The organism is Leifsonia sp. GW821-FHT13C09 (genome assembly GCF_058806435.1).
Window position 1 is genome coordinate 1 of record NZ_JBXAPS010000006.1, and the last position, 24715, is coordinate 24715.

29 protein-coding genes are annotated in these 24715 nt (G+C 70.8%); 10 read left to right on the forward strand and 19 right to left on the reverse strand.

What is annotated here, in order from left to right; all coding sequences use genetic code 11:
- Positions 1–80 precede the first annotated feature (80 nt).
- On the reverse strand, positions 81–2057 hold the full coding sequence (locus AC1ROW_RS17325) for an FAD-dependent monooxygenase (protein ID WP_493020142.1): 1977 nt from the start codon (positions 2055–2057) through the stop codon (positions 81–83).
- 110 nt (positions 2058–2167) lie between these two features.
- Here AC1ROW_RS17325 and AC1ROW_RS17330 point away from each other — a divergent pair, with 110 nt between their 5' ends.
- Positions 2168–2827, forward strand: coding sequence for an IclR family transcriptional regulator (locus tag AC1ROW_RS17330; RefSeq protein ID WP_493020143.1), 660 nt, complete (start codon positions 2168–2170; stop codon positions 2825–2827).
- 7 nt (positions 2828–2834) lie between these two features.
- On the opposite strand, the gene AC1ROW_RS17335 is transcribed toward AC1ROW_RS17330, so the two are convergent.
- Both AC1ROW_RS17335 and AC1ROW_RS17340 read right to left on the reverse strand, forming a co-directional pair.
- Positions 2835–3146, reverse strand: coding sequence for a hypothetical protein (locus AC1ROW_RS17335; RefSeq protein ID WP_493020144.1), 312 nt, complete (start codon positions 3144–3146; stop codon positions 2835–2837).
- A 67-nt stretch (positions 3147–3213) separates the two neighbouring features.
- On the reverse strand, positions 3214–3636 hold the full coding sequence (locus AC1ROW_RS17340) for a MarR family winged helix-turn-helix transcriptional regulator (protein WP_493020145.1): 423 nt from the start codon (positions 3634–3636) through the stop codon (positions 3214–3216).
- Between the two features lie 54 nt (positions 3637–3690).
- On the opposite strand from AC1ROW_RS17340, the gene AC1ROW_RS17345 reads away from it, so the two are divergent.
- Positions 3691–4497 carry an alpha/beta fold hydrolase gene (locus AC1ROW_RS17345; protein ID WP_493020146.1) on the forward strand — a complete coding sequence of 269 codons (807 nt, stop codon included), beginning with the start codon at positions 3691–3693 and terminating at the stop codon, positions 4495–4497.
- 155 nt (positions 4498–4652) lie between these two features.
- On the opposite strand, the gene AC1ROW_RS17350 is transcribed toward AC1ROW_RS17345, so the two are convergent.
- The 3 genes from AC1ROW_RS17350 to AC1ROW_RS17360 all read right to left on the reverse strand — a co-directional run bounded on the left by AC1ROW_RS17350 (position 4653) and on the right by AC1ROW_RS17360 (position 6770).
- A complete protein-coding gene (locus tag AC1ROW_RS17350; RefSeq protein ID WP_493020147.1) occupies positions 4653–4973 on the reverse strand; it encodes a DUF7882 family protein in 321 nt (106 codons plus the stop codon).
- Between the two features lie 349 nt (positions 4974–5322).
- Complete coding sequence (locus AC1ROW_RS17355) at positions 5323–6417, reverse strand: fatty acid desaturase family protein (RefSeq protein WP_493020148.1); 1095 nt, start codon at positions 6415–6417, stop codon at positions 5323–5325.
- Between the two features lie 146 nt (positions 6418–6563).
- Positions 6564–6770, reverse strand: a complete 207-nt coding sequence (locus AC1ROW_RS17360; RefSeq protein ID WP_369961448.1) for a cold-shock protein — start codon at positions 6768–6770, stop codon at positions 6564–6566.
- Positions 6771–7342: 572 nt separating this feature from the next.
- Between AC1ROW_RS17360 and AC1ROW_RS17365 the strand changes: the two genes are divergently transcribed.
- The gene (locus AC1ROW_RS17365; RefSeq protein WP_493020149.1) at positions 7343–7702 is read left to right on the forward strand and encodes a hypothetical protein; all 360 of its coding nucleotides are present in this window, start codon (positions 7343–7345) and stop codon (positions 7700–7702) included.
- 25 nt (positions 7703–7727) lie between these two features.
- Here the strand turns inward: AC1ROW_RS17365 and AC1ROW_RS17370 are convergent, their stop codons facing one another.
- From AC1ROW_RS17370 to AC1ROW_RS17385, 4 genes are all read right to left on the reverse strand, one after another.
- Positions 7728–8102 (reverse strand): hypothetical protein, encoded by a 375-nt coding sequence (locus tag AC1ROW_RS17370; RefSeq protein WP_493020150.1) that lies wholly within the window; start codon positions 8100–8102, stop codon positions 7728–7730.
- On the reverse strand, positions 8099–8881 hold the full coding sequence (locus tag AC1ROW_RS17375) for a permease prefix domain 1-containing protein (RefSeq protein WP_493020151.1): 783 nt from the start codon (positions 8879–8881) through the stop codon (positions 8099–8101). Before AC1ROW_RS17375 ends, AC1ROW_RS17370 begins: the two co-directional genes overlap by 4 nt.
- Entirely contained in the window at positions 8878–9201 is a 324-nt protein-coding gene (locus tag AC1ROW_RS17380) for a PadR family transcriptional regulator (RefSeq protein ID WP_493020152.1), read from the reverse strand. Before AC1ROW_RS17380 ends, AC1ROW_RS17375 begins: the two co-directional genes overlap by 4 nt.
- Before the next feature lie 241 nt (positions 9202–9442).
- Positions 9443–10924 (reverse strand): outer membrane protein assembly factor BamB family protein, encoded by a 1482-nt coding sequence (locus tag AC1ROW_RS17385; RefSeq protein ID WP_493020153.1) that lies wholly within the window; start codon positions 10922–10924, stop codon positions 9443–9445.
- 54 nt (positions 10925–10978) lie between these two features.
- On the opposite strand from AC1ROW_RS17385, the gene AC1ROW_RS17390 reads away from it, so the two are divergent.
- Entirely contained in the window at positions 10979–11620 is a 642-nt protein-coding gene (locus AC1ROW_RS17390) for an NADPH-dependent F420 reductase (RefSeq protein WP_493020154.1), read from the forward strand.
- Positions 11621–11679: 59 nt separating this feature from the next.
- Positions 11680–13569 carry an alpha-amylase family glycosyl hydrolase gene (locus AC1ROW_RS17395; protein WP_493020508.1) on the forward strand — a complete coding sequence of 630 codons (1890 nt, stop codon included), beginning with the start codon at positions 11680–11682 and terminating at the stop codon, positions 13567–13569.
- Positions 13570–13579: 10 nt separating this feature from the next.
- Here AC1ROW_RS17395 and AC1ROW_RS17400 read toward each other — a convergent pair whose 3' ends face one another.
- The 3 genes from AC1ROW_RS17400 to AC1ROW_RS17410 form a co-directional block, all read right to left on the reverse strand.
- Positions 13580–13873 (reverse strand): DUF2277 domain-containing protein, encoded by a 294-nt coding sequence (locus tag AC1ROW_RS17400; RefSeq protein WP_493020155.1) that lies wholly within the window; start codon positions 13871–13873, stop codon positions 13580–13582.
- A gap of 255 nt (positions 13874–14128) precedes the next feature.
- Positions 14129–14614: an FBP domain-containing protein gene (locus tag AC1ROW_RS17405; RefSeq protein ID WP_493020156.1), complete on the reverse strand. Its 486-nt coding sequence runs from the start codon at positions 14612–14614 to the stop codon at positions 14129–14131.
- Positions 14615–14904: 290 nt separating this feature from the next.
- Positions 14905–15339 (reverse strand): hypothetical protein, encoded by a 435-nt coding sequence (locus AC1ROW_RS17410; protein ID WP_493020157.1) that lies wholly within the window; start codon positions 15337–15339, stop codon positions 14905–14907.
- A gap of 150 nt (positions 15340–15489) precedes the next feature.
- On the opposite strand from AC1ROW_RS17410, the gene AC1ROW_RS17415 reads away from it, so the two are divergent.
- The 3 genes from AC1ROW_RS17415 (at position 15490) to AC1ROW_RS17425 (ending at position 18224) form a co-directional block, all read left to right on the forward strand.
- Positions 15490–17049: a phospholipase D family protein gene (locus tag AC1ROW_RS17415; protein ID WP_493020158.1), complete on the forward strand. Its 1560-nt coding sequence runs from the start codon at positions 15490–15492 to the stop codon at positions 17047–17049.
- Between the two features lie 246 nt (positions 17050–17295).
- Positions 17296–17628: a GNAT family N-acetyltransferase gene (locus tag AC1ROW_RS17420; RefSeq protein WP_493020510.1), complete on the forward strand. Its 333-nt coding sequence runs from the start codon at positions 17296–17298 to the stop codon at positions 17626–17628.
- A 35-nt stretch (positions 17629–17663) separates the two neighbouring features.
- A complete protein-coding gene (locus AC1ROW_RS17425) occupies positions 17664–18224 on the forward strand; it encodes a GNAT family N-acetyltransferase (RefSeq protein ID WP_493020159.1) in 561 nt (186 codons plus the stop codon).
- A gap of 22 nt (positions 18225–18246) precedes the next feature.
- On the opposite strand, the gene AC1ROW_RS17430 is transcribed toward AC1ROW_RS17425, so the two are convergent.
- The 5 genes from AC1ROW_RS17430 to AC1ROW_RS17450 form a co-directional block, all read right to left on the reverse strand.
- The gene (locus AC1ROW_RS17430) at positions 18247–18978 is read right to left on the reverse strand and encodes a hypothetical protein (protein WP_493020160.1); all 732 of its coding nucleotides are present in this window, start codon (positions 18976–18978) and stop codon (positions 18247–18249) included.
- A 109-nt stretch (positions 18979–19087) separates the two neighbouring features.
- Positions 19088–19774, reverse strand: a complete 687-nt coding sequence (locus tag AC1ROW_RS17435) for an SDR family oxidoreductase (RefSeq protein ID WP_493020161.1) — start codon at positions 19772–19774, stop codon at positions 19088–19090.
- 63 nt (positions 19775–19837) lie between these two features.
- Complete coding sequence (locus AC1ROW_RS17440; protein WP_493020162.1) at positions 19838–20128, reverse strand: FCD domain-containing protein; 291 nt, start codon at positions 20126–20128, stop codon at positions 19838–19840.
- Positions 20125–20496, reverse strand: coding sequence for a GntR family transcriptional regulator (locus AC1ROW_RS17445; protein ID WP_493020163.1), 372 nt, complete (start codon positions 20494–20496; stop codon positions 20125–20127). Before AC1ROW_RS17445 ends, AC1ROW_RS17440 begins: the two co-directional genes overlap by 4 nt.
- Positions 20496–21170, reverse strand: a complete 675-nt coding sequence (locus AC1ROW_RS17450) for a GntR family transcriptional regulator (protein WP_493020164.1) — start codon at positions 21168–21170, stop codon at positions 20496–20498. Before AC1ROW_RS17450 ends, AC1ROW_RS17445 begins: the two co-directional genes overlap by 1 nt.
- A gap of 301 nt (positions 21171–21471) precedes the next feature.
- On the opposite strand from AC1ROW_RS17450, the gene AC1ROW_RS17455 reads away from it, so the two are divergent.
- On the forward strand, positions 21472–22443 hold the full coding sequence (locus tag AC1ROW_RS17455) for a helix-turn-helix transcriptional regulator (protein ID WP_493020165.1): 972 nt from the start codon (positions 21472–21474) through the stop codon (positions 22441–22443).
- On the opposite strand, the gene AC1ROW_RS17460 is transcribed toward AC1ROW_RS17455, so the two are convergent.
- Positions 22440–23159: a GntR family transcriptional regulator gene (locus AC1ROW_RS17460; RefSeq protein ID WP_493020166.1), complete on the reverse strand. Its 720-nt coding sequence runs from the start codon at positions 23157–23159 to the stop codon at positions 22440–22442. The two genes, AC1ROW_RS17455 and AC1ROW_RS17460, sit on opposite strands and share 4 nt — an antisense overlap.
- Before the next feature lie 132 nt (positions 23160–23291).
- Here AC1ROW_RS17460 and AC1ROW_RS17465 point away from each other — a divergent pair, with 132 nt between their 5' ends.
- Positions 23292–24644 (forward strand): ABC transporter substrate-binding protein, encoded by a 1353-nt coding sequence (locus tag AC1ROW_RS17465; protein WP_493020167.1) that lies wholly within the window; start codon positions 23292–23294, stop codon positions 24642–24644.
- Positions 24645–24715 lie beyond the last annotated feature (71 nt).

The following is a 24715-nucleotide window of genomic DNA, read 5'->3' on the forward strand; positions in this document are numbered from 1 at the left end:
CCCCCCCCCCCCCCCCCCCCCCCCCCCCCCCCCCCCCCCCCCCCCCCCCCCCCCCCCCCCCCCCCCCCCCCGCTTCTGCGTCACTCGCTCAGGGCGCTCAGGTCGACGCGCTGCCCGATCTCGACGTCCTGAGTCGCGTCGTTTCCGGAGTCGGCCAGCTTCACGTCGGGCTCGATCATGTGCCGGGCGAAGAACTCCGTCAGCTCGGAGCGGGCGGTCAGTGGAAGGACGGCCGCGACGTACTGGTCGGGGCGGACGATCACGAGCGCGCCCGCCGTGCCGATGCCGCGGTCCCGGTGGATGTCGCGGCCGTGGCCCGCCGAGAAGATCTGGTTGAGATCGTGGAGGCCGTACGGCACCTTGGCCGGCTTGAAGGCCGCGGGAACGGCGCCGGGCTCGACCTCCGTGTAGTCCTGCTGGTAGATGACCTTGGTGTCGAAGACGGCGTCGTCGTCGCCTCCGGCGGGCGTGTACCGCACGCGGGGCGAGGCCGGGGCGGTGGCCCACCATTCGGCGAAGTCGGCGGTCGGCGTCCCGCTGAGCGCGGGGGCCGCGTCGTCGGCGAAGACGTAGACGCGCCAGCGGCCGTCCGCCTCGTGGAAGTGGCCCAGGTGCCGCCAGCGGTTGTCCGCGCGCCGGATGACCTCGGCGGACTTGAAACGCTTGCCGACGGGGAAGCCGGGCGCGATCTCCTGGTGCTCGGTGCCGAGGGTGATGAGCGACTCCGCGTAGTGGGTCATGAAGCCGGCGGGGAACTCCATCGTCTTCACGTACCAGTTCTCCAGCTCGGAGGGGTCCTCCCAGTCGTCGACGGGTCGCGCCATCATGCTCGACCACTCCTTGTCGAAGTCGATGAGGTTCTGCGCGACGACCTTGCGCTCCGCCGCGTAGGTGTCCAGCAGTTCCTCGGGAGCGCGGCCCTCGAGCACGGCCGCGAGCTTCCAGCCCAGGTTGAAGCCGTCCTGGATGGACACGTTCATGCCCTGCCCGGCCTTGGCCGAGTGAGTGTGGCAGGCGTCACCCATGATGAAGGCGTGCGGGTGACGCGTTCCGCTGAGCTCGGCCGGCACGTCGTCGAACCCGTCGGTGATGCGGTGCGCGACCTCGTAGACCGACCACCAGGTGACGGCCTTCACGTCGAGCGTGTAGGGGTGCAGGATGCGGTTGGCCTTGGCGATCATCGCCTCGATCGGAGTCGCACGCACTGCGCCGGGGTTCGCCTCGTCGACCTCTCCCAGATCCACGTACATGCGCGCCAGGTAGCCGCCCTCGCGCGGGATGAGCAGGATGTTGCCCGCGTCGTGCGACTGGATCGAGCACTTGACCTGGATGTCGGGGAAGTCGGTGTTGGCCAGGATGTCCATCACGCCCCAGGCGTGCATCGACGCGTCGCCGTGCAGGCGGTGGCCGAGCGCGGTGCGGACGCTGCTGCGGGCGCCGTCGCCGCCGACCAGGTACTTCGCCCGCACGATGCGCTCCTCGCCGGAGCGCGGTCCGTGGCAGTAACGGATCCGCGCGCTCACCGGGTACTCGGCGTCCGCGTCGATCTCGCAGTCCACGAACTCGATGCCGTAGTCGGGCACGATCCGTCCCGGCGCGCGCTCGGCGTCGCGCAGGAAGTAGTCGAGGATGCGCGACTGGTTGACGTAGATGTGCGGGAACTCGCTGATCCCGGTCGCGTCGTCGGGCGCCCGGGACGCCCGCACGATCCGGGACGGCTCGGCGGGGTCCGGCTTCCAGAAGCACATCTCGACGTTCCGGTACGCTTCCTCGACCACCTCGCCGGCGAAGCCGAACGCCTGGAAGGTCTCCACGGAGCGCGCCTGGATGCCGTCCGCCTGGCCGACCTCCAGCCGCCCGGGGCGTTTCTCGATGGCCCGCGCGTTGATGGACGGGAAGCGCGACAGCTGGGCGGTGACCACGGCCGCCGCAGGGCCGGTTCCCACGACGAGTACGTCCAGCTCATCCGGTACGTCGAGAGGGCGCTCGACGCCGTACCCCGCAGCCGGCTTGATCCGCGGATCGCCGGACTGGTAACCGCGGTAGTGGATCTGCACGTTATTCCTCCTTGAACAACGATCCGGCTATTCTCTATAATCGAGACAGGGATCTAATAATAGCTACAAGGATACTCTGCCGTTCCTTGCCGGACAAGACGGAGGCCCCGATGCCGGATTCGACTGCAACGAGTGCTTCGCAGACTCTGGCGCGCGGCCTGACCGTCCTGGAGCTCATCGGTGACGCCGAGACGCCGGTGACCGTCGCGCAGCTGGCCACGCAGATGGGGTTGCACCGCTCGATGGTGTACCGGCTCGTCCGAACCCTCGAACTGCACGGCTTCGTCGTCCGGACGGCGGCCGGCGAACTTCGGCTCGGCGTCCGCTTGGCCTCGCTCGCTCGAAACGTCGCCCGCGGCCTGCAGGCTGCCGCGGCGCCGGTGCTCTCCGAGTTGGCGAACGACCTGCGCATGACCGCTTTCGTGGTCGCCTTCGACGGCGAGGCCGCGGTGACGCTCTCGACGGCGGAGCCACGTGGAGTCGACGCGACCGTCGCGCAACGTCCGGGAAGCCGGCACTCGGTCGATCGCGGCGCCCCCGGCCGTGTCATCCGCTCGCAGCTCGAACCGTCCGCCTTCCCGCCGAAAGAGTACGAAGTCAGCAGCGACGAGATCATCCCCGGCCTCTCCTCCGTGGCGGTTCCGCTGCGACTGCCGGACGGGTCGCCGTCGTCGCTCGCCGTCGTCTACATCACCGGTGAGCAAGACGTGGAACTGATCGCGGCAGCCCTCGCGGCCGCCGCGTCGAGAATCGCGGGCGCACTCCTCTGAGGCCGGCTCATCCGTGCAGGATCGCCACACCGGCGCCCGCGTTGCGCACGGACATCACGAGATACACGGCCTCATCGGTGATCTCCAGAGTCGCCCTGCCGCCCAGCACGGTCAGCCACCGGCCGTCCATGAACCGGACCTTCTGGGGAGGGTCGGACCAGTTCGACGGAAGCAGGATGGGGCGGATCCCTTCGAGGAGTGCGCGCTCGGCGACCCGGGCGGAGCGGTTGGCGGACCGGGTCGAGGCGAACGTCGCGACCGCCAGCGCCGTGGTCCCGACAGCGGTGCCGAGGTCGGCGAGCAGAACCCAATCGAACACAGGCGACATTCAACGCCCGCGCGGGCTCCAGCGGTAGAGGCCGCGTCGTCCGCCGCCGGGACGACGGTCAGGACGGCGACGCATCCGCGGTCAGAACCCGGAGCGCGTCGAGCAGTGCCGCGCGACGATCCTCGTCGAGCGGCGCGAAGAGCTCGTCCAGCACCCCGGACGCCACCCGGTGGCCCTCCTGGAGGGCGGCGCGTCCCTCGTCGGTGAGCGCGTGCTCGATCCGTCGTCCGCGGCCCGCCGACCGGATGATGAGACCGCGTGCGACGAGCCGGTTCGCCAGGGTGCCGAACGACTGGTCGCTCTGGAAGGTCGCGGCGGCGAGGTCGTGGCCGGACGCGTGCGGCATCCGGTCGATGGCGCGCAGCGCGTCCCACTGCACAAGGGTGATGCCGACGTCCTGCAGGGCGGCATCCATCGTCCGGTGGTTCCGGTACTGCGCGCGCTTGATCGTCTGGCCGAGCACTTCCAGGTTCGTCGTCACGGTGCTATCGTATCAACATCATTAAATAAACATGTTGATTCAGGAGCGAGGAAGATGATCTTCGACGATGTGCCGGTCCTCCAAGCCGGCGACCCCGCGTCGCGAACGGCGCTCGTGCTTCACGGCGGCGGCGGACCGCAGACGGTCGCTCCCCTCGTGGGGCACCTCGGTGCGACCATGCACGCGCTCGCGCCGACCCATCCCGGATGGGACGGGGCGCCACTGCACGCCTCCGTCGCCTCGGTCGCGGACCTCGCGGCCCACTACCTCGACCTCCTGTCCGCCGGCGGTGAGCGCGATGTCGTGCTCGTCGGTTCCTCGATCGGCGGGTGGATCGCGCTCGAAATGGCGCTGCAGGCCGCGGCGGATGCGCGCTACGCCGGCCTCATCGGAGCTGTGGTCGACATCGACGGCGTCGGGGCGGTCGTCGAGGGCGAGCCGATCGCGGATTTCTTCGCCCTCGACGCCCGCGGCCTCGCCGAGGCCGCCTGGTACGACCCCGACCGCGGCTACCGGGACCCGGCCTCCCTGACCGACGCGCAGCGTGCCGCCCAGGAGGCGAACGGCCGCACGATGGCGGCCATCGCCGGTGCCGGGATGAGCGACCCCGAGCTGCTCGGCCGGCTCGGCGACGTTGAGGCGCCGACCCTGGTGGTGTGGGGCGAAAGCGACCGGATCGCCACACCGGACTACGGACGGGCGGTCGCTCGTGCGATTCCCGGCGCGCGGTTCATGGAGATCCCCGAGGCCGGGCACCTCCCGCACCTGGAGGCGCCGGACGCGACCTGGGCGGCGATCGACCCGTTCCTTGCCGGGCCCCGATCCGCTGCCCGGTCGGGATCCGTCCGAGCGGGGAAATAAGTACGCCACGCGCGGCGGATCGGCTAGCCCGCCCCTCCCGTGCGGAGGCCCGGCGTGACGAGTCGCCACAGCGCCTCCGGCTCCGCGTCGACCTGGTCTTCCGTCCCGGAGTCGGTCGTGCGGTGCCTAACCCGCGCGGCCACGGGGCTGTGACGTCACGCCGTCTCCAGCACCCGCAACGGCGCGCGCTCTTCCGCTTCGATGATCAGCCCGCGCGAACTCTCCGCGGAGTCCGCAAGCTGGGCGAGCCAGTCCCGGTTGAGGGCCGGGGTGCGGGAGCCGTCGAAGTGGAAGCGCAGGTTGCTGGACGGGTGCAGCCAGATGCTGGTGCGTCCGCCGCCCACCTCGTCCAAGTCTCTCCACGACATGGCGAAGCTCTGGCCGTGCCGGAGTTTGTTGACGATGACGATGTGCAGGTGCGCGAGAGTCCGGTCTTCGAACTGGTACTCGTGGTTCTCGTAGCTGAGGTAGCCCATGATGTTTCCCTCCTCGGTTTGTCCGGAAGGGGGCAAAGAATCGGTTGCCAAGCGAGGCTTCACGTCAACCGGAGGGTGTCTCCCCAGTCTGACCCAGGTCACCTGGGAAAGCGACGGGACGGAGCCGATTGTCAGGCATGCAGGACGGCCCGGTCGACGACCGCGAACTGTTCGGCCGCCTCGGCGGCGGCCTCCGCCTCGGCGAGTTCGAAGAAGACGCCGAGCACCTCGGGGGTGATCTCGTGCGGCACCACTACTGCGTAAACCGGGACTTCCACCCCTTCAGCGTCCTCTCATAGAGATGCTGCGCAGCCGGTTGACAGACGCCCCGGAGAGGGCAGGGGGCTCCTCAGGCACGCCGGTACCGCTGCGCCGCCGGGCAGTCGAACGGGTCGCGCGCGGCGAGTCCGACCCGGTTGAGGTAACGGATGACGATCCGGTACGAGTTCACGAGGCCCGTCTCCGTGTAGGGGATGTCGTGGGCCGCGCAGTGCTCCCGGACGAGTTCGCGGGCGCGGCGCAGGTGCGGCCGGGGCATGCTGGGGAAGAGGTGGTGCTCGATCTGGTGGTTGAGGCCGCCCATGAAGACGCTCATCGTCCAGCCGCCGCGGATGTTGCGGGAGGTCAGCACCTGCTTGTTCAGGAAGTCGACCCGGGCGCCGGCGGGCAGCAGCGGCATGCCCTTGTGATTGGGTGCGAAGGACGCGCCCATATAGACGCCGAACACCGCGAGCTGCACCCCGAGGAACGCGAACGCCATCCCGACGGGGAGCATCAGGAACACGATGGTGACGAAGATCGAGAGCCGGAGCCCGATGGCGACCAACTCGCTGCGACGGCGCTCGACGGGTCCGCGCGCGAGCAGCGACCGGATCGAGGTGACATGGAGGTTGATCCCCTCCAGCAGGAGCAGCGGGAAGAACAGGTAGCCCTGCCGGCGCGTGATCGCGGCGAGCAGCCCGCGCTGGCGGGCGGCGTCCTCCACCGTGAACGAGATCGTGTCGAACGCGATGTCGGGGTCTTTGCCCTCGGTGTTCGGGTTCGCGTGGTGGCGCGTGTGCTTGGTCATCCACCACTGGTAGCTCATACCGACCAGCCAGGTCGCGATGAGCCGGCCGGCGCGGTCGTTGGTCGGGCCGGAGGCGAACACCTGGCGGTGGGAGGCCTCGTGACCCAGGAACGCGAACTGGGTGAAGATCAGGCCGAGCGCGGCGGCGATGAGGAGCTGGAACCAGGAGTCCCCGAGCAGCACGAAACCGGCTGCCGCGCCGAGGAGGCCGGCGGTGAGCACGGCGAACATGGCGATGTAGAAGCCGCGCCGGCGTTCGAGGAGGCCCTCGCTGCGGACGCGCCCGAGCAGCTCGTTGTACGTGCTGGTGACCGGAGCGCGGGTCTCCGACCGGGGCCGGGTCTTCAGCACAGGCCCGAGAGTGGATGCGGTCATACTTCCTCCGCTGTGTCGTGACGACTTCCCAGCCGAGGGTGTGGGCGGATGCCCGAGATGTCGCAAGCGTAGGCGCGCAGGCTGAGTGTTCGTCGGTGCCCCGCTGTGGAAACGGTGCCCGGTCTCGCGACCGGGCACCGCACCGATCAGGCCTGGCGGATGTTCGCGGCCTGGGGACCCTTGGGGCCCTGAGCGAGGTCGTATTCGACCTTCTGGTTCTCGTCGAGGTTGCGGTAGCCGCCGTTGGAGGCGATCTCGCTGTAGTGGGCGAAGACGTCGGCGCTGCCGTCATCCGGGGCGATGAAGCCGTAGCCCTTTTCCGAGTTGAACCATTTGACGGTGCCAGTGGGCATCTTTTCTTCCTTCATTATTCTTTGAGAGCCGTGAGGACGGCTCCGGTCGCCGCGCCCGAATCGGCGCGGACGGTGGTGGGCGCCGCGGCGGACGCGGTGCGGTGGGGTGCGCCGGAGGAGGGTCTCCGCCTCGGCGAGCGTCGGCGTCACGCCGACGGCGTGCGAACGGCTGTCGAGCACCCGGAAACGTCCGTCGTGGAGTTCCGCGATGCCGGCGTACTCGTCGTATGCGGTGGCGACCCAGACGGTGTCGTCGGCTTGGCGCCAGGTGAGTGCGGCCGGGGGCCGCGGAGTGCTGATGATAGTGAGTCCTTTCGCCTCGAAGGAGGCGGGGATGATGCCGCGGGCGACGATGCTGCGGACGAGAAGATCGGTGTTGGTCGTCAGTGCTTTCTGCGCGCCTGGTGAGAGTTCGGAAAAAGGCGGCCCCGCACGCGACACCCGGATGGGAAGGACCGGTTTCTGAATGCGGGACCGTCTCGGTCACACGATCGGAAACGCGTGATCACGTCCGACGGACGGGACGAATCCCCCGGGTCGAACTCCGACCACCATACACGGCGAACCCGGGAGTGCAGCCGAATATTTCGGGCTGCACGCGCGAACGGCCCGCGCAAGCGCTGGTAATCGAGCGCCGCGCGCGTACCGTTTCGTTCAATCGTGAGGGGAGGCGGCGCGGCGTGCTCGTTCTCTTCAGGGTCGACGGCATCCTCTACCGCCCGGTCGCGGAGGTGGGGACCAGCAAGGCCGCGATCGTGGCGGCCGCGCGTGCGGGCGGCGCGTTCGTGCCGTTCCTCTCTCCCAACGGAGTCAGCGAAGTCTTCGTCACGGCCAGCAGTGCGATCCGGATCGAGGTCGTCGAGGAGGAAGCAGACGACGAGCCGTTCCCGGACCAGCACGACGGTTCCGCATTCGGCCTCGGCGATCTGTGACAGCCGGGGTGCCGGCTTTCGGACGCTACCGTCGTGGCTCCGTTCGAGGTTCGCGACGTCGTCGCGCGCTCGGCCGGTACAGGAGCCGGGTGAGCGCGGTGAGGGCGATGGAGCAGAGCGGGCCGATGAGCGCGAGCGCGAGGGCGAAGAGGATGCGCTGGGCGACGGGCGCGCTGCCGGTGTTGGCCGTGTAGAGGAAGACGGCCGAGAGGAGGTAGCCGTAGACGCCCGATGCCAGGAGAGCGGTGAGCCGGTCGGTGGCGAGGAAGCCGATCGCGACCGCGACGATGGCCCAGAGGATCAGATTCCAGGCTGACCCGCCGAACAGGATTCGGCCGCTGAGGGCTCCGAGTCCGATTCCGACCGCACCGCTGAGGACGACGGTGAGTGTCCGGGTCATGCTGCGGACGTCCGGACCGGTCGGATCGTGACGAGGAACCGGGCGAGGAAGACGATCCCGAAGATCACCGCCACGGCCCCATCTGTATAAAGCACGCCTTGGCCCCAGGCGACACGCGAGACGCCGTGGGCGGCGCCCGCGGCGAGCAGCGCGAGGCCGGCGCCGAGGAACGCGGTCGCGCCGATCGCGGTGACCACGGAGCGCGGCAGGCGCGCCGTGGCGCGGAGCGGACGCCGCCGGGTCAGTCGCATAGCGGCCAGGATGACGCCTGCGACGATCAGCCCGATCACGGCGGCCGCGAGGATGAAGAGGAAGGAGTCGTCGGAGCTCTCCAGTGCGGCCGCGGTGCCGCAGGTGGTCGCGCCGGGCTGGACGGCGAGCCAGTGCGCGCACTGCGCTGCGGTGAACCGATAGCCGGCGGGGGCGCCGTAGACCCACTGCGTCGAGGTCACCAGCGCCAGCGCCCGCGCGAGCAGGGTGGCCAGGCCGATCGCGGCGAAGCCGTAGACGGCGAGCTGCGCGGCCGCCCGGACGCACGCGGTGACCAGCTCGGCCGGTCGGCGGTGGTTGGCGGCGCGTGCGATCGTCGGGGAATCGCCGAAGGCGTCGATCGCCGCGATCTGCGCGGCGTCGGCGTCCATGCCGCCGCGCTGGTATGCGTCCGCGGAGTCGCGCAGATGCGTCTCGGCCTCGGTGAGCATCCGCCGGCGCTCGGCCGGGGTGCCCTCCAGCCGGTCGAGCATGTCGTCGAGGTAGGCGTCGATGCGATCACTGGTCATGCGGATGCTCCCAACACTCGGTTCATGCCGCTGGCGAAGCGCTGCCAGTCGGCGGCCTGCTGATCCCGGGCCTCCCGCCCCGCGCCGCTGAGCTCGTAGACGCGGCGCCGCCTGCCGCCGACGACCTCCCACGAGCTCGTGATGAGTCCGCGGGACTCGAGCCCGTGCAGCGCCGGGTAGACCGTGCCCTCGGCGAGCACGAATTCGCCGTCGCTGCGTTCCCGGATGCTCGCCGTGAGCTCGTAGCCGTGCGCCGGGCCGGCGGCGAGAGCGGCGAGCAGCAGGAGGTCGAGATTCCCCTTGATTCGATCGTGCCCCATACCTAGAAATTCTAGGCATGGGAGTTCTAGGTATCAAGAGCCGGACGAGGTAGAGTTCCGTCCCCGAGGCGAAGGAGCGTCATGACCGAGAACCGCACCCAGCCGTCGCCGGGCGGACCGCTGGCTCGGCCACCTCTCTGGTGGAACGTTCTTCGCATCGCTGGCGGTCTTCATCACGGTCGCGGGGCGGTCGTGAGGTATCCGGAGCCGACGTCGCGGCGCGCTCCTGCCGACGCGGCACTCACCCGCCGCCGTGGAACGCGACCACCCCCGACTCCGTCCCCACCAGCAGCAGCCCGAGCCCGGCACTCGGGCTCACGAAGTGCGGCACCGAGTCGCCGGCGGCTCGCCGCTGCAGGAGCGCGCCGCTCGCGGCGTCGAACTGGCTGACTGCGCCGCCCGGGTACTGGACCGCCCAGACGGTCCCACCGATCACAATCGGCGCTCCGTTCGCACCCGGGAGCCGCCGGCCCCGCTGGCCGGAGGCGAGGTCCACCGTCTGGATGCCGCCGCCGCTGCACGGGACGAACAGCCGGTTCGTCGTCTGGTCGTAGGCGGCGCCCCCGTCGGGGTCGCTGCCGCAGATCCCGCTGATGCTCGTCACTTGCGACAGGTCGGACTGGCGGAGGACGAATCCGACGTTCGTCTTCCCGGCGACGAACAGCAGGCCCCCGGGCAGGAGCACCGGGTTGCCCGTCCCCAGGTCGTCGTCGGCTCCCGCGCCCTGGTCCTTGAATGCGGCGAGCGGCTTCAGGTCGGGGGACAGCTTGACCACGCTCTCCGCATACTGGATGGGATCGGGTCCGCCCGCGGGCGGGTCCGGGTTGGAGTTGCCCGTCGACACGTAGAGGTCTCCCGCGGCGTCGACCGCCGGAGCTCCGCCGCCCTGCCAGATCGCGCCGCCCTGGCCGTCCGGCGCCGCCTCGAACGAGACGAGCGCGGGAGCGCCGGTCTCGTTCACGCCGACGACCCAGCCGTGATAGGCCCCGCAGTCGCCGTAGTTGCCGCCATAGGAGACGTAGACCCGCCCGTTCGCGACCGTGAGCGACGCCCGCTGGAGCAGGTGGACGGGGTTCTCGCCCGCCGGGAGCGGCGGGTCGACGACCTCGGAGAGCACCACCTGTCCCGTGGCGACGCTGAAGCCCTCCAGCCGGTGCTGCACGGCGCCGCCGCCGGTGCTCACCTCGCCGACGACGTACACGGTCCCCGTGGCGGGGTCCACGGCCGGGGTGCTGGTGATCCCGAGCGGGTCGATGTCGCCGCAGCCCGCGGCCGAGCCGACGTCGGTGAGCGGCGCGCCGAGGGAGGCCGACCAGGCGACGTTCCCGGTGGCCGGGTCGAGCGCGACCACCCGGTTCGTCTCCGTCGCCGCGATCACCCGGCCGCCCGCGACGACGGGCTGGCCGAACACCGCGCCGCCGAGGTCCGCCGACCAGGCGCGCGTGAGCGAGGCGAGCGACGCTCCGGCGATCACCGCCCCGGTGCGCGCCGGGCCGGCGTGGTACGACGACCACGACGTGATCCCGGGCACCGGCACGGCGACCGGGGTGGACGACGTCGACGGCGTCGGGCGGGTCGGCGACGGGGTGCTCGTCGCGCGCGAACTCGCGGGGGACGGAGGCCCCGACGCTGTGCAGGCCGAGAGCAGCAGCACGCTCCCCAGCGCGGCCGCTCCGAGGCGGGCGCGCGTGCGGCCGATGGACCTCCGCGTCGCGCGGTGCATGGCGACAGCGTATGCCTCGTGGAATTCTCCCGCGCCCCATCGGTTGCACCCGGCATGACGAACGTAGGAATCATCGGAGCAGGACATATCGGCCAGGCGCTGGCGCGCACCTTCATCCAGCGCGGCTACACGGTCACGATCGCGAACTCGCGCGGGCCGGAGACGCTCGCGGAGCTGGTCGCCGAGCTGGGCCCCTCGGCCACGGCGGCGACCGCGGCGGAGGCCGGTGCGGCCGGCGACTTCGCGGTGGTGACCGTCCCGCTGCACCGCTACCGCGACGTGCCCGTGGAGCCGCTGGCCGGCAAGGTCGTGATCGACACCAACAACTACTACTTCGAGCGGGACGGCCACATCGCCGAGCTCGACGACGGGACCGCGACCACCTCGGGCCTCCTGCAGGCGCACCTCCCGGAGTCGCGCGTGGCGAAGGGCTTCAACCACATCATGGCGCGGGACATCGCGACCACCGGGTCGCCGGCGGGCAGCGAGAACCGCCGCGCGCTCGCCACAGCGAGCGACCACAACGACGCCGCGGCGCTCGTGACCTCGATCTACGACGAGTTCGGCTTCGACACCGTCCACCTCGGCCCGCTCTCGGAGAGCTGGCGCGTGGAGCGCGACCGCCCCGCCTACGTGGTGCGGCAGAACCGCGAGGAGCTCGAGGCCAACGCCGCCCGGGCGCCGCGCACGGTCTGAGCCCCGAGCGACCCTCCATCGCGCTCCGTCGGCGCGACGAGAACCCCTTGGTCGATCGGATGCCGCGCCCTACGGTGGGTCACGTGAGCATCGGAAGCAGCACGATCGAGGGTGAACGTCGCGAGTTCGACCACCGGCTCGCGGTGGAGGGGGAGCGTCTGCGCCGCCTCCTCGGCGCGATCTACGGCGACCATCCGGGCCTGCCGGAGGCGCTGGCGAGCACGCTGGAGCTCGTCGGGACGTCCTGGCGGGAGCGCTCCGCCGAGCTCAAGGACCTCGACCGCCGGCGCTCCGAGCAGCCGGACTGGTTCCAGTCCAACGCGATGCTCGGCGGTGTCTGCTACGCCGACCTCTACGCCGGCGGCGTTCCGGGGCTCCAGGAGCGGATCCCCTACTTCCGGGACCTCGGGCTGAACTACCTGCACGTGATGCCGCCGTTCCTCACTCCCGAGGGCAACTCGGACGGCGGCTACGCGGTCTCCAGCTACCGGGACCTGAACCCGCGGCTCGGCACCATCGACGACCTGCGTGGGCTGGGCGAGGCGCTGAGGGCGAACGGCATCTCGCTCGCCGTCGACTTCGTCTTCAACCACACCGCCAGCAACCACGAGTGGGCCCGTCGCGCGACCGCGGGCGACCCGGTCTACCGGGACTACTACTGGATGTTCGACTCGCGCGAGCAGCCGGACCGGTTCGAGGAGACCACACGGGAGATCTTCCCGGACGACCACCCGGGGTCCTTCGTGCAGCTCGCGGACGGCACCTGGGTGTGGGCGTCGTTCCACTCGTTCCAGTGGGACCTCAACTACTCCAACCCGGCGGTGTTCCGGGCGATGGCGGGGGAGATGCTCTTCCTCGCCAACCTCGGCGTCGAGGTGCTGCGGATGGACGCGGTCCCGTTCATCTGGAAGCAGCTCGGCACCTCCAGCGAGAACCTGCCGCAGGCGCACCTGCTGCTGCAGGCGTTCAACGCCGTCTGCCGGATCGCCGCGCCGGCGATGGTCTTCCTCTCGGAGGCGATCGTGCACCCGGACGATGTGCTCTCGTACGTGCGCCCGGACGAATGCCAGCTCAGCTACAACCCGCTGCAGATGGCGCTGACCTGGGAGGCGATGGCGACCCGCGACGTGCGGATGCTCCAGAGCGCGCTGGCCGAGCGGCACCGGACTCCGGACGGGACCGCGTGGGTCAACTATGTGCGCAGCCACGACGACATCGGCTGGACGTTCGCGGACGAGGACGCCGCGCGGCTCGGCATCGACCCGTACGGCCACCGCCGGTTCCTCAACGACTACTACACGGGCCGCTTCGAGGGCAGTTTCGCGCGCGGCGCCGCCTTCCAGTTCAACCCGAAGACAGGGGACAGCCGGGTCGCCGGGACGACCGCCTCGCTGGCCGGGTACGAGTCGGGCGACGCGGGCGGACCGGGCCGGGTGCTGCTGGCGTACTCCCTCGCGCTGTCGACGGGCGGGATCCCGCTGATCTACCTGGGCGACGAGGTCGGCCAGCTCAACGACTACGCGCAGCTGGAGGTCGAGGGGCGGTCGGACGACTCCCGGTGGGTCGGCCGGCCGGCCTATCCGTCGCAGCTGTATGCGGAGCGAACGGACGCCTCGACGCCGGCCGGAGGGCTGTACGCGCGGATGAGATGGCTCATCGAGCTCCGCCGCCGGAACAGTCAGTTCGGCGGCGGCGACCTCAGTGCGCTGGATACCGGGAATCCGAAGGTCCTGGGATACCTCCGCCCGGGAGAGGGAGACAGGTCGCTCCTGGTGCTGGCGAACTTCGGCGACGACCCGGAGCGCGTCGAAGCGTGGGCGCTCGCCGGACAGGGTGCGCGGTGGACGGATCTCGTGACGGGAGAGGGCTACGACCTCCGGGAGGGCCTGACCCTCGGCGCGCACGGGTTCGTGTGGCTGGTCCCCGAGGCGGTCCCGGCGGCTCAGTGAGCGGGCGGCGTCACCCAGCCGTCCGGATCCGCACCTCCCGCTCCATCCGCTTCTCGTGCCGCGCGCGGCCCTTCAGCGCTTCGGCCTCGCGGCTCTTCGGCGGAGCGTTGGTGACGAGCTGGTCGAGCATGCGGCGGGTGGCCGCGGCGATCTCGTCGATCGCCTGGTCGAAGGCGGCCGAATTCGCGCGGGAGGGGCGCGTGGAGCCGCTCACCTTGCGGACGAACTGGAGGGCGGCCTCCCGGACCTCGTCGTCCGTCGTCGGCGGTTCGAAGTTGTGGAGGCAGCGGATGTTCCGGCACATGCCGCGACGATACCGCCATTCAATCCCGGGCGTTCTGCCTCTTCTCAGGTTGAATGGCGGAAGATTTCACGGTTACCCCCACAGCACGATAGGAATCACCCCATGAGCTCGCTCCGCGATCACATCGAGCGCACCCTTCCTGAGACCGACCTCAGCATCGCCGCCGAGGTCGACGGCCTCACGAACACCGGCGCCATCACGCTTCCTCAGCACTGACAGCACTGACGGCGTCCGCGAGGCCGTAGCCTCCGGGCGTCAGCCCTCGGCGACGCGGCGGAGGAACGTCGTGACGTGCTCCCGCAGCACGTCCATGCGCTGGAGGCGGGCGGCCTCCACGTCGAAGCCGACGTAGGCGAGCGGCGGCCGCTTGCGCACGTTCGCCGAGCACTCGAAGCCCGCGCAGACGAGCGTGCCCAGCGTGTTGCCGTTGCGGCCCGCGGCGCCCGCGCGCTTGGCGATGAAGAAGACGACCTCGTTGGGCAGGTGCACGTCCTCGCACCACGAGCACTGCGGACGGCTGCGGACGCCGCCGTCCGCCTTCCGCAGCAGGACGCCGACGAGCTCGCCGTCGACCTCCGCGATCACGTAGCCCTGGTTCGGGTTCTTGCGGTCACGCCAGCCGAGGTAGTCGAGGTCGTCCCAGCGCGTGTTCGCCAGGTCGGGGAGGGTGAGCTCCTTGCGCTCGCGCTGGGAGGCGTTGACGAAGGAGGAGCGGAGCTGCTGCTCGTTCAGGGGAAGCATGGCTGGATGTCCTGTCTGTTCTGCGGACCGCGCGACGCCGGGACGGCGACGGATCCGGCGTGATGGGTGCTCGCGAGGCCGGCGCGGAAGGGCCGGGCCGGGGCGCGAAGGCGCGCCCGAGGGGAGCGGGAGCGCGCCGAAGAAGGCGCGCGGGATCACGGGAAGAGAGGCAGGGCTATCTCACGCCGGCGGGGAGAACGCCGACGACCTCCAGACGCCCGACGGGCGGAGACGCGATGAGCCGAAACACCCGGGTAGTCTACGACACGCCCGGGGTGCGGGTTCGACCGCTACGCCCGGGACGTGTTCCCGATCCCGTACGACGCGAAGAACGTCCCGCCGTACAGCGCCGCCGCGGCGAGGAATCCGACCGCCATCACATACGACGCCCACTCGCTTCCGGAGGCCATGGTGCCGACGCCCGCGAGGAACGTGATCACGATGACGACGAGACCCCAGAGGGCCAAGCGCCGGCCGACACCGGCCTTGCGTGCGGCGAGGAGCACCCGGATGCTGACCGCGACCAGGCCGATCGCGACCAGGATGTGCAGGATGACGAGGATCGTGTCCACGACGGCCGCGAACGTGCCTTTCGGATCGCCGATGAGGTTGACGGCCATCCCGAGCAGGAATTGGAGGGCCAGAGCGGAGAGCGCCTCCCGCGAGCGACGGCGCAGGGTGTCGGTCGGGCTCGGGGTGGGGCGCGGTGCGGCGGATTCGGACATGGTCTCCCTGTCTCGACGTGCGGCTCGGACGGGACCATTCTGCTCCCGCGGGCGTGCGCAGGCATAGGGCGCGCGGGAGCGGCCGCGGTGAACCGACACGGCATGCGGCCGCCCGTAGAAGCGCGGCGTCCGCGGCGTACAGTACGTACCGTGCCGACAGACGCCTCCGAATGGTTCCTGAGCCGAGCCGAGCGGGGCAATTCGGCGTCCGCCGTGCAGGCCGGCCCCTCCGGGTCCGGGTCCTGGTCGGATGGCAACCTGGTGCGGCCGCTCGTCCACGGCGCGACCTACTTCGCGCGGCTGCACGAGGAGCTGTCGGCGCTGGAGCCCGGCGACCGGGTGTTCTTCACCGACTGGCGCGGTGACAAGGACGAACTGCTGCTGCCGGGCGGCCCGACGATCGGGGAGCTGCTGGCGGACATCGCGCGAGCGGGCGTCGAAGTGCGCGGCCTGGTGTGGCGTTCCCACGGGGAGCGCATCCGCGGACGGATGAGCGGTCTGTCGAACGCACTGCTGGGCCGCGAGATCAACGACGCCGGGGGCGAGGTGCTGCTCGACCAGCGGGTGCGTGCCTTCGGGTCGCACCATCAGAAGCTGTTCGTCATCCGGCACACGCACGACCCGGCGCGCGACATCGCGTTCGTCGGCGGGCTCGACCTCTGCCACAGCCGCCGGGACGACATCCGGCACGCCGGGGACCCCCAAGCGCTGGAGATCGACCCGCGTTACGGCGAACGTCCGCCCTGGCACGACGCCGCACTCGAACTGCGCGGGCCCGTCGTGGGTGACCTGCTGGACACGTTCGCCGAACGCTGGAACGATCCGCACCCGCTGGACCATCGCAACCCGTACCGGATGCTCGTGCAGCGTCTTGCCGACATGCCACGGCATCCGAAACCGCTCCCCGAGGCGGCCCCGCCGCCCCCGGCGGCAGGTGAGCTCGCCGTGCAGGTGCTGCGGACGTACGCACCGAAACGGCCGCCGTTCCCGTTCGCTCCGAAGGGGGAGCGCAGCATCGCGCGCGCTTATCTCAAGGCTTTCGCGCGTGCACGCTCCTTCATCTACATCGAGGACCAGTTCCTCTGGTCGAAGGAGGTCGTCGCCGCGATCGCGCAGGCGCTCCATTCGAACCCGGCGCTGCAGGTCATCGTCGTGGTGCCGCGCTACCCGGACGACGACGGCGGGGTCTCGGGGCCTCCCGGCCGCCTCGGCCAGCATCGCGCCGTCTCGATGCTGCGGCGGGCGGCGCCCGGCCGGGTCGGGGTGTTCGACCTCGAGAACGGGGCAGGCACGCCGATCTATGTGCACGCGAAGATCTGCATCGTGGACGACACCTGGATGACGTGCGGCTCCGACAACTTCAACCTGCGTTCCTGGACCACCGACAGCGAGCTGACCTGCGCGATCGTCGGCGGGGACGTCGCGCGCGACCTCCGCACGCAGCTCTGGGCGGAGCACCTCGGTCTGGACCCGGATGACCCCCGGCTCGGTGACGGCGCCGACGGGCTGGCGCTCTGGGCGGAGAGCAGCGAGGCGCTCGACGGCTGGCACCGTTCGGGACGACGCTCGCCGCGCCCGCGCGGCCAGGCGCGACGGCACCGCATCGAACCGGTGACGAGGCTGCAGCGTCTCTGGGCGGTACCGCTCTATCGGATCGTCGTGGACCCCGACTCGCGCCCGCGGCACCTGAGGCGGGGCGGACGGTTCTAGGGGCGGGTTCGCGGGTTCGCGCCCTCCCGTGCGGGCTTCGCCGACCCGCGTGTAGTGTCGCGGCGTGGGCGTTGACCGAGTGCGGTTGCAACCGCGGACCGAGGCCGACCTTGCTGTCGAGCTGAGGAACAACGCCGCCGACATGACGGTGTTCCTGGGCGGCCCGCAGGGGGAGGACGTCGTCCGACGCCGGCACGAGCGGTTCCTCCGCGGGCAGGCGGAGGGGACCATCGCGCCGTTCACGGTCTGGTCGGATGCGGCGGACGAGCCGTCGGCGCGGCGGCCTACTGGCAGATCGAGCATCAGGGCGAAGCCGTGTACGAGTGCGGCTGGTTCGTGTTCGTGCCGTTTCAGCGCCGCGGGTTCGCGGGGGCGGCCGTGCGGCTCCTGCTCGACCATGCGGCGGCCCGGGCCGACCGCGACACGATGCTCGCCTTCCCGCGCGTGGACAACGCCGCCTCGAACGCGCTCGCGCGCTCGGTGGGTTTCGTGAACACCGGGGTCGAGGACTCCGAGTACCCGAAAGGCGTGCCGATCACGGTCAACATGTGGGCGTTCGACCTGCGCGCGCTGCGCTGACGGCTTCGCCGCGCCGCGCCTGTAGCGTGTCCCTCATGTTCTCGAAGACGCTCGCCTCCGGCGCACAGCTCCGCCCGCTCGAGCCGTGGATGGCGGAGGAGTTCGCCGCGCACCTCGATCGTGCCAGGGAGCACATCCGTCCATGGGTGGGGCCCTCGTTCGTCACCGAGGACATCGCCGGCGCTCGCGCCACCCTCGGCCGCTACGCCGAGCGCGCGGCCCGGGAGGGCGCGGGAATCTACGGCATCTGGGCGGACGGTTCGCTCGTCGGCGGGGTCATGTTCGTCGAGTTCGTCCCGGCCACGGGCGGGTTCGAGGTGGGCTGCTGGCTGGAGCCGGCTGCCGAGGGCCACGGCCACATCACGAGCGCCGTGCGGGAACTGCTCGCCTACGCGTTCGACGAGCGCGGCATGCACCGGGCCGAGTGGCGCTGCCGGAGCGACAACGACCGCAGCTCGGCCGTCGCTCGCCGCCTCGGGATGACGCTGGAAGGCGTCCTCCGCGAGGCCTGGCCCGTTGGCGGGGAGTTCTACGACAAGCAGCTGTGGTCGCTGCTGGTGTCCGAGTGGGAGGTCGCCGGCGCGGTCGAGGTGTGACGGGCTGGTCAGCGGGCCCGGCCTACTTCTTCACCGCCTCCCGCACCGCCTTCGCGTCCGCCTGCGCCTTCTTCACGGCCGCGCGTGCCGACGCCAGCGACGACTTCGCCGACGACAGCGCCGAGTGGTTGGCGTCGTAGGAGCTCGGCGTCACCGCCAGGGCCGCGGCGGCGACTCCGCTCGCGTCGTGGGACGCGGTCGAGAGCTGGGCGCTCATGTCGCTGAGGTCGGATTGCAGCGCGGAGGTCGATTTGGCCTTGTCCTTGCCGGAGAGCAGAGCGGCGAGCTTCGACTGCTCCGTGGTGAGCGCGGGGATGGTGGCGCCGGTGAGTCGGTCGGCCTCCGACGCGAGGCGTGCCTGGGGGAGGGCGACGGCGTCGACGCGGTACGAGGTGAAGACCTTCTTGAGGTCGGCGGCCGCCTGCGTGGTCGAGGTGTCGGCGGCGATGGCCGAGGCCGAGGACTTCATGCCGGCGAGGTCGGTGTTGAGCGTCGCCAGAATCGTGGACTTGTCGCTCGAGCTGAGGTGGCTGTCGGCATTGATTTTGGCGATGGCGGCGGTCAGCTTGGTCTCGCGATCGCTGGTCGCCTTCGCGCCGGCAGCCTGGAGCTGCGCGAGCGTCTTCGGGGCGTGCGAGGCGGAGGGAGTCGGCGTCGGGGTCGGCGTGTCGGCCAGCGCCGGACCGCCGATGAGGGCCGCGCACGCGATTCCCGCGGTCGCCGCCGTGATGATGCCGATGGATCGTCTGGACATGGTTCTCCCGTTCAGAGGTGAGCGGCCGGGGGTTTCCCGGCTGAGTCCAGCCTCGTCGGGGAATGTTCGGGGATCGTAAAGCCCCGGTTCGGGATGAGTACGGCGGGGCTCAGCGCCGCCGTACCGGGCGCACCGTCAGCGCCTCCACCATCCCGGTGCTCGGCAGGTCGACGGCCACGCGAACGGTCGCCGCGACCATCTCCGGCGTGATCGTGTACGCCGCGTCGTACTCATGGCCTTCGCGGGCGACGAGCGCCCGCTGCATGTCGGTGTCGACCCGGCCTGGGTGGATGCTCGTGACCCGGACGCCGTTCGGGCGCTCCTCCTCCCGCAGCGCGTCGGTGAGCGCGCGCAGGGCGAACTTCGAGCCCGAGTACACGCCGCCGCCGGCTCCGCTGCTCAGACCTGACCCGCTGTTGATGGCGACGACCAGCCCGCCGGCCGCGCGGAGCGCAGGGAGGGCCGCCCGCAGCAGCGCCGCGACGGCGAACACGTTGACCTCGAACACGTGCCGCCAGGTCGCATCGTCCGTCGAGGCGATGGTGCCGCCGTCTTCCACGCCCGCGGAGAGCACGAGCACGTCGAGCCGCTCCGGGATGGCGGGCAGCGTGTCGCCGGTCAGGTCCGCGACGAACGGCTCGGCCGAGGGCAGCTCGGCCACCACGGACGCGACGCCTGCGGCGTCCCTGCCGCCGACCAGGATGTGGTGCGTGCCGCCCAGCTCGGCGGCGATCGCCCGGCCGATGCCGCGCGACCCTCCGGTGACCAGGGCGATGGGACGGGAGTTCTCAGCCATGCTCCGAGCCTAGGCCGCAGGGAGCCGACGGCGCAGCCGGCTGTCACCCCGCTCCGCGAGGGGCTACGGCCGCCGGCTCCCCATTCGGAAGATCCGCTTCGTCACATCGATGACCCGCTCGTCGTCCCCGGCCAGCAGCGCCGCCGACAGGTCCAGGTATTCCTGCGCCAGCTCGCCCAGGTCGGCGTCGAGCGCACGGTAGGTGACGGTGACGTGGTAGCTCAGCGACGGTCCGGTCTGCGCGATGAGCTCGATGAACACCGGGTTCGGGCACGCCTGCACGATCGACCCGAAGTACGCCTCGGCGGCCTTCGTGATCGAGGGGACGTCGCCGCGCCGTTGCTCCGCGGTCACCTCCCGCGCGAGTGCGGCCAGCCGCGTCCGGTCCTCGGGCCGAGGTGCGGCAGGGTCAGGATGGTCGCGCCGGTCACGAGCACGCCGATCGTCTGCAGGGTGTCGAGCGCCTCCTCCGGCCGCGGCGCGATGACGGCGGAGTGCGACTGCGGCGCCGTGTCGACCAGTCCCTCCAGGCTGAGCGTGTGCAGCGCCTGCCGGATGGGTGTCCCGGAGACGCCGAGCCAGCCGCGCAGCTCCGACTCGTCCAGGCGCTCGCCGGGCAGCAGCACGCCGGAGAGGATGGCCTCCTTGAGCTGCGCGTAGACGCGCTCGCGGACGAGTTCGCGCGGGCTGTCGGTCTTCTCGGGGGAGCGGGGGACGGGCATCAGGATCGGCCCTCCTCGGCGGTCCGCAGGGGCTCGATGCGGAAGATCTCCCGCTCCGCCGCGGCCACGCCCCGCCAGTCCGCCGCCGCGAGCGCCGAGCGCAGCGCCGCGTACGCCTGCGCCGCCTCCGGCCAGTCGATCCCGAGCGCCCGATAGGCGACGCCGACGTAGAAGGCGCGAGCGGCGAGGGTCCGCTCGCCCAGCCGCAGCAGCACGCGGTTCGGGCAGAACGCCATCAGGCGGCCGTAGTACTGCTGGGAGCCTGCGATGGACCTCTCGAGATCGGCAGCCTCCAGCGCGGCGATCAATCGGTCGACGTCCGCGACGAGGGCGTCCCGGTCGTCGTCGGTCAGGCGGTCGAGGGTGAGGTCGAGCACGCCGAGGACGAACACGCCGATGGTCTGCAGGTGAAGCACGGCGTCCTCCGCCCGCGGCTCGACCACGCGGGTGTACGACTGGGCGGCGGTCTCCACGAATCCTTCGACCGTCAGCGCGTGGAGCGCCTGCCGGATCGGTGTCTTCGACATCCCGAGCCAGGCCCGCAGCTCGGCGTCGTCCAGTCGCTCGCCGGGGCGGATCGTGCCGTCGAGGATCGCCGTCTTCAGCGCCTCGTACGCGCGGTCGCGCGCCAGCACACGCGTCTGCCGGACCTCCGACACCCCCGGGACGGGCATCCTTCACCTTCTTCCGCGCGTACGCGCGTTCGTTCCGATTCCGATCGTACCGACAGACGACGAATTCGTGGAACTAGAGCGTGGACTAAAGTTCCAATCTCGACGTATACTCTCCGCAGGAAGACGATTCCGCCAGTTCCCCCCCAGGGAGGGCCCGCCCCCAGTGGTCCCTCCGCCCGACGGGCTCCCGAAGTTTCGGGTGTCGGGCGCCCGTCGAGGGGTCCTGCGTTTCGGGTACGCAGGACCCCTCAAATCTTCTCGCGAACGCTCCGGCCCGCCCGGATGGAGGAGGTTCCCGCCGATGGGATCCCCGAACGACCATCTGTCGGCGACGTTCTTCGAGCGCCGGTTCCGCTCGCGCGACCGCGACGAGACGCAGGCCTATCTGGCCGGCCACTACGGCCGGGTCGACCTCGGCCGCCGCTTCTCCGGCTTCGCCGAGCACGTGGTCGGCGACGGCCGCTTCCTCCTCGCCGACGCGGTGATGCTCGGCGAGCTGCGCTGCGTGGTCGACCCCGACGTGCTCCTCATCTCGACCGGCACGCCGGGCAGCGGCTGGGAGATCGGCGACGACACCGGAAGCTTCGCGGCCGAACCGGTGATCTTCCAGCCCGGCGAGCAGTCGGTGCACCGGATGTCCGACACGCAGGGCCGTGCGGTCGCGTTCGATGTGCCCGCGCTGACCAGCACCGCCCGGCTGCTCTACGCACAGGACGACCTCGAGCTCCACTTCGACGGCCCGCGGCCCGTCAACGAGCGACGCGCCGCCTACTGGCTGGCGGCCCTGGAGGTCGCCCGCCGGGAGTGGCGGTCCGGCGCGCTCTCGAACGACTCGATGCGGGCGACCACGTACCGCCAGCTCGCGGTCGCCGCGCTGGAGACCTTCCGGCTGGTGGGCGACCGGCGCGAGCTGCGTGTCTCCGCCGAACGCCGTGCGCGCGTCTTCCGCGTCGGCGCGCAGTTCCTCCGCGAGCACGCCGCCGCCCCGATCACGATCGAGGACGCCGCGAACGCGGCCGGCGCGTCCACCGGCGAACTCCTGCTCGCGTTCCGCTCGCACTCGGACGGCCTCGGCCCCACCGCCTACCTGCGGCGATCGCGGCTGAACGGAGCCCACGACCAGCTCTCGAGCACCCCGGCCACCGTGTGCGCGGTGGCGAAGCAGTGGGGCTTCTCGTCGGAGGCGGTGTTCGTGCGGCGCTATCGCGAGGAGTACGGCGCGGATCCGCTGGCCGCGGGAGCTGAGGGTCCCCACCGGCCCGGCGCCTCCTAACCTGCCCGGTACAGGTCCGCCTCGAACCGGTACGCGTCGCCGCGGTACGTGTTCAGCCCGAGGAGCACCGGCCCGCCCGCGCGGTCGTAGGCGATCTCCCGCCCGATCAGCACCGGGCTCCCCGGCGCGATGTGCAGCAGCCCCGCGAGGTCGGCGGTCGCCGCGTCGGCCTGGACGCTGTAGGCGCTGCGGTAGATGTCGACCGCGCAGAGCGTCTGCAGCGACTCGTACAGCGACGCGTCGGTCAGGTCGGCCTCCACGAGCGGCGCCGCGACCGACAGTGGGATGACGTTGGTGTCCACACAGATCGGCGTCGAGTTCATCCCGCGCAGGCGCACCAGCACGAGCACGTCGGCCCCGGCGACGATGCCGAGCCGTTCCGCCTCGTCGATGGTGGCCGAGCGCACGCTCTTGTCGAGCACCTGGGCCGTCGGCGTGTGCCCGCGCAGCCGCGCCATCTCGCTGAAGCTCTGCAGCGTGCTCGGCGGTTCTCCGACCGTGGGACTCGGGACGAACCAGCCGCGCTGCGCCGAGCGCGCGATCCGGCCCTGACGTTCCAGATCCTCCAGGGCCGTGCGGATGGTGCTCCGACTGACATGGAGGCTCTCGGCGAGCTGTCGTTCGCCGGGCAGCCGGGTGCCCGGCGGGTACACGCCGTGGTTGAGGGACGCGTTGAGCTCGCGGGTGACGCGCTCTGCGATCGTCGGGGTCTTCACACTGGTGACCATACCAGTTCGACCATTGGCTGTTAATTCGTTCTCAAATGGACTATCTGGTTTGGTTATGGTTACGGTTGGTTCGCGCCGGATCTCGGCGTCACCCCTGCTTTCGAGTTAAAGGAGACTCGCATGAAAAAGAGGCACCTCGCCGGAGCGCTCGCGCTCACCGCTGGACTGGCCCTGGGCCTGACAGCGTGCGCACCCGGAGGCTCCAGCGCCGCGGGCTCCTCGCACGCGGTCTCGAAGGACATTTCCGGCAAGCCCGTCACCCTCAAGATCCTCGACTTCTGGCAGGGCGAGGAGGGCAAGTGGATGGACTCGGTCGTCACGGACTTCGAGAAGCAGCACCCGAACATCACCATCAAGCGCACCACGCAGGACTGGGGCCAGGTGATGAACACCCTCAACCTCCGCCTCGCCGACCCGAACGGTCCGGACATCGCGCTGGTCAACAACGGCTGGCAGTCGATGGGCACGCTCGCCAAGGGCGGCCGCATCCTCAACCTGGACGCCTACTCCGACCTGTACGGCTGGAAGAAGGAGATCCCGGACACCATCGCCCGCCAGCTCGAGTTCACCCCGGACGGCAAGCAGATGGGCACCGGATCGCTGTACGCCACCCCGGCGGCGCGCTCCTCGCTGATCGGCCTGTACTACAACAAGGAGATCCTCGACAAACTCGGCCTCCCGGTGCCGAAGACACTGGCCGACTTCGAGAAGGACGCCGCTGCGGTCAAGGCCGCGGGCATCACCCCGATCGCCTACGGCTCGCAGGACAAGGGCTCGGCGACCTCGATCCTCTTCGCCACGCAGGACCTCTACGGGACCTCGAAGAACATCGGCGACTTCGTCTACTCCGCCGACAACGTCCCGATCACCTCGACGGGCATCGCCGACGCGGCCAAGGACGTCAAGAAGTGGGCCGACGCTGGCTGGTTCACCTCGAACTACCCGGGCATCCAGTACGCCGACGCGCAGGCCCAGTTCATGGACGGCAAGGCAGCCTTCCGCTTCGAGTACACCGGCTCGCTCGGCTTCTCGGACGCGCAGAAGCAGACGATGGGCTACGTGCAGCTCCCGCAGGTGCACGGCGGCAAGGTGGTCGGCACCGGCTCGACCGCGGCCAACCTGTCCATCTCGGCCAAGTCGAAGCACCCGGACGCCGCGGCGGCCTTCCTCGACTTCATGGCGTCCAAGACGACCGCCCAGCTGGCGGTCGACCACGGCTTCCTCCCGCTGCTGCACTCGGGTCTCAGCACCCCGAGCGGCAATGCGGAGCTGTCGACGGAGATCGCGGCGCAGCAGGCGCTCGACAAGGGCAACGGCTACGTGCCCTACTTCGACTGGTCGACCCCGTCGATGATCGACACGATCGGCGGACAGCTCCAGCAGCTCTACGCCGGCCAGGTCACGCCCGACCAGCTCGCGGCGGCCGGTCAGAAGGACTACGACGCCTTCCAGGCCACGCGGAAGCAGGGCTGACGGGATGACCTCGTCCCAGGTGGTGGAGCGGCCGGAGGCCCCGGCCGCTTCCCCGGCGGCCCCCGGCCCCC

Bases quoted from the DNA above. Each gene is read 5' to 3' on its own strand.
- AC1ROW_RS17330 (WP_493020143.1), top strand. From the start codon at position 2,168: ATGCCGGATTCGACTGCAACGAGTGCTTCGCAGACTCTGGCGCGCGGC.
- AC1ROW_RS17345 (WP_493020146.1), top strand. From the start codon at position 3,691: ATGATCTTCGACGATGTGCCGGTCCTCCAAGCCGGCGACCCCGCGTCG.
- AC1ROW_RS17350 (WP_493020147.1), bottom strand. From the start codon at position 4,973: ATGGGCTACCTCAGCTACGAGAACCACGAGTACCAGTTCGAAGACCGG.
- AC1ROW_RS17355 (WP_493020148.1), bottom strand. From the start codon at position 6,417: ATGACCGCATCCACTCTCGGGCCTGTGCTGAAGACCCGGCCCCGGTCG.
- AC1ROW_RS17360 (WP_369961448.1), bottom strand. From the start codon at position 6,770: ATGCCCACTGGCACCGTCAAATGGTTCAACTCGGAAAAGGGCTACGGC.
- AC1ROW_RS17370 (WP_493020150.1), bottom strand. From the start codon at position 8,102: ATGACCCGGACACTCACCGTCGTCCTCAGCGGTGCGGTCGGAATCGGA.
- AC1ROW_RS17375 (WP_493020151.1), bottom strand. From the start codon at position 8,881: ATGACCAGTGATCGCATCGACGCCTACCTCGACGACATGCTCGACCGG.
- AC1ROW_RS17380 (WP_493020152.1), bottom strand. From the start codon at position 9,201: ATGGGGCACGATCGAATCAAGGGGAATCTCGACCTCCTGCTGCTCGCC.
- AC1ROW_RS17385 (WP_493020153.1), bottom strand. From the start codon at position 10,924: ATGCACCGCGCGACGCGGAGGTCCATCGGCCGCACGCGCGCCCGCCTC.
- AC1ROW_RS17390 (WP_493020154.1), top strand. From the start codon at position 10,979: ATGACGAACGTAGGAATCATCGGAGCAGGACATATCGGCCAGGCGCTG.
- AC1ROW_RS17395 (WP_493020508.1), top strand. From the start codon at position 11,680: ATGCCGCGCCCTACGGTGGGTCACGTGAGCATCGGAAGCAGCACGATC.
- AC1ROW_RS17400 (WP_493020155.1), bottom strand. From the start codon at position 13,873: ATGTGCCGGAACATCCGCTGCCTCCACAACTTCGAACCGCCGACGACG.
- AC1ROW_RS17405 (WP_493020156.1), bottom strand. From the start codon at position 14,614: ATGCTTCCCCTGAACGAGCAGCAGCTCCGCTCCTCCTTCGTCAACGCC.
- AC1ROW_RS17410 (WP_493020157.1), bottom strand. From the start codon at position 15,339: ATGTCCGAATCCGCCGCACCGCGCCCCACCCCGAGCCCGACCGACACC.
- AC1ROW_RS17425 (WP_493020159.1), top strand. From the start codon at position 17,664: ATGTTCTCGAAGACGCTCGCCTCCGGCGCACAGCTCCGCCCGCTCGAG.
- AC1ROW_RS17430 (WP_493020160.1), bottom strand. From the start codon at position 18,978: ATGTCCAGACGATCCATCGGCATCATCACGGCGGCGACCGCGGGAATC.
- AC1ROW_RS17435 (WP_493020161.1), bottom strand. From the start codon at position 19,774: ATGGCTGAGAACTCCCGTCCCATCGCCCTGGTCACCGGAGGGTCGCGC.
- AC1ROW_RS17445 (WP_493020163.1), bottom strand. From the start codon at position 20,496: ATGCCCGTCCCCCGCTCCCCCGAGAAGACCGACAGCCCGCGCGAACTC.
- AC1ROW_RS17450 (WP_493020164.1), bottom strand. From the start codon at position 21,170: ATGCCCGTCCCGGGGGTGTCGGAGGTCCGGCAGACGCGTGTGCTGGCG.
- AC1ROW_RS17455 (WP_493020165.1), top strand. From the start codon at position 21,472: ATGGGATCCCCGAACGACCATCTGTCGGCGACGTTCTTCGAGCGCCGG.
- AC1ROW_RS17465 (WP_493020167.1), top strand. From the start codon at position 23,292: ATGAAAAAGAGGCACCTCGCCGGAGCGCTCGCGCTCACCGCTGGACTG.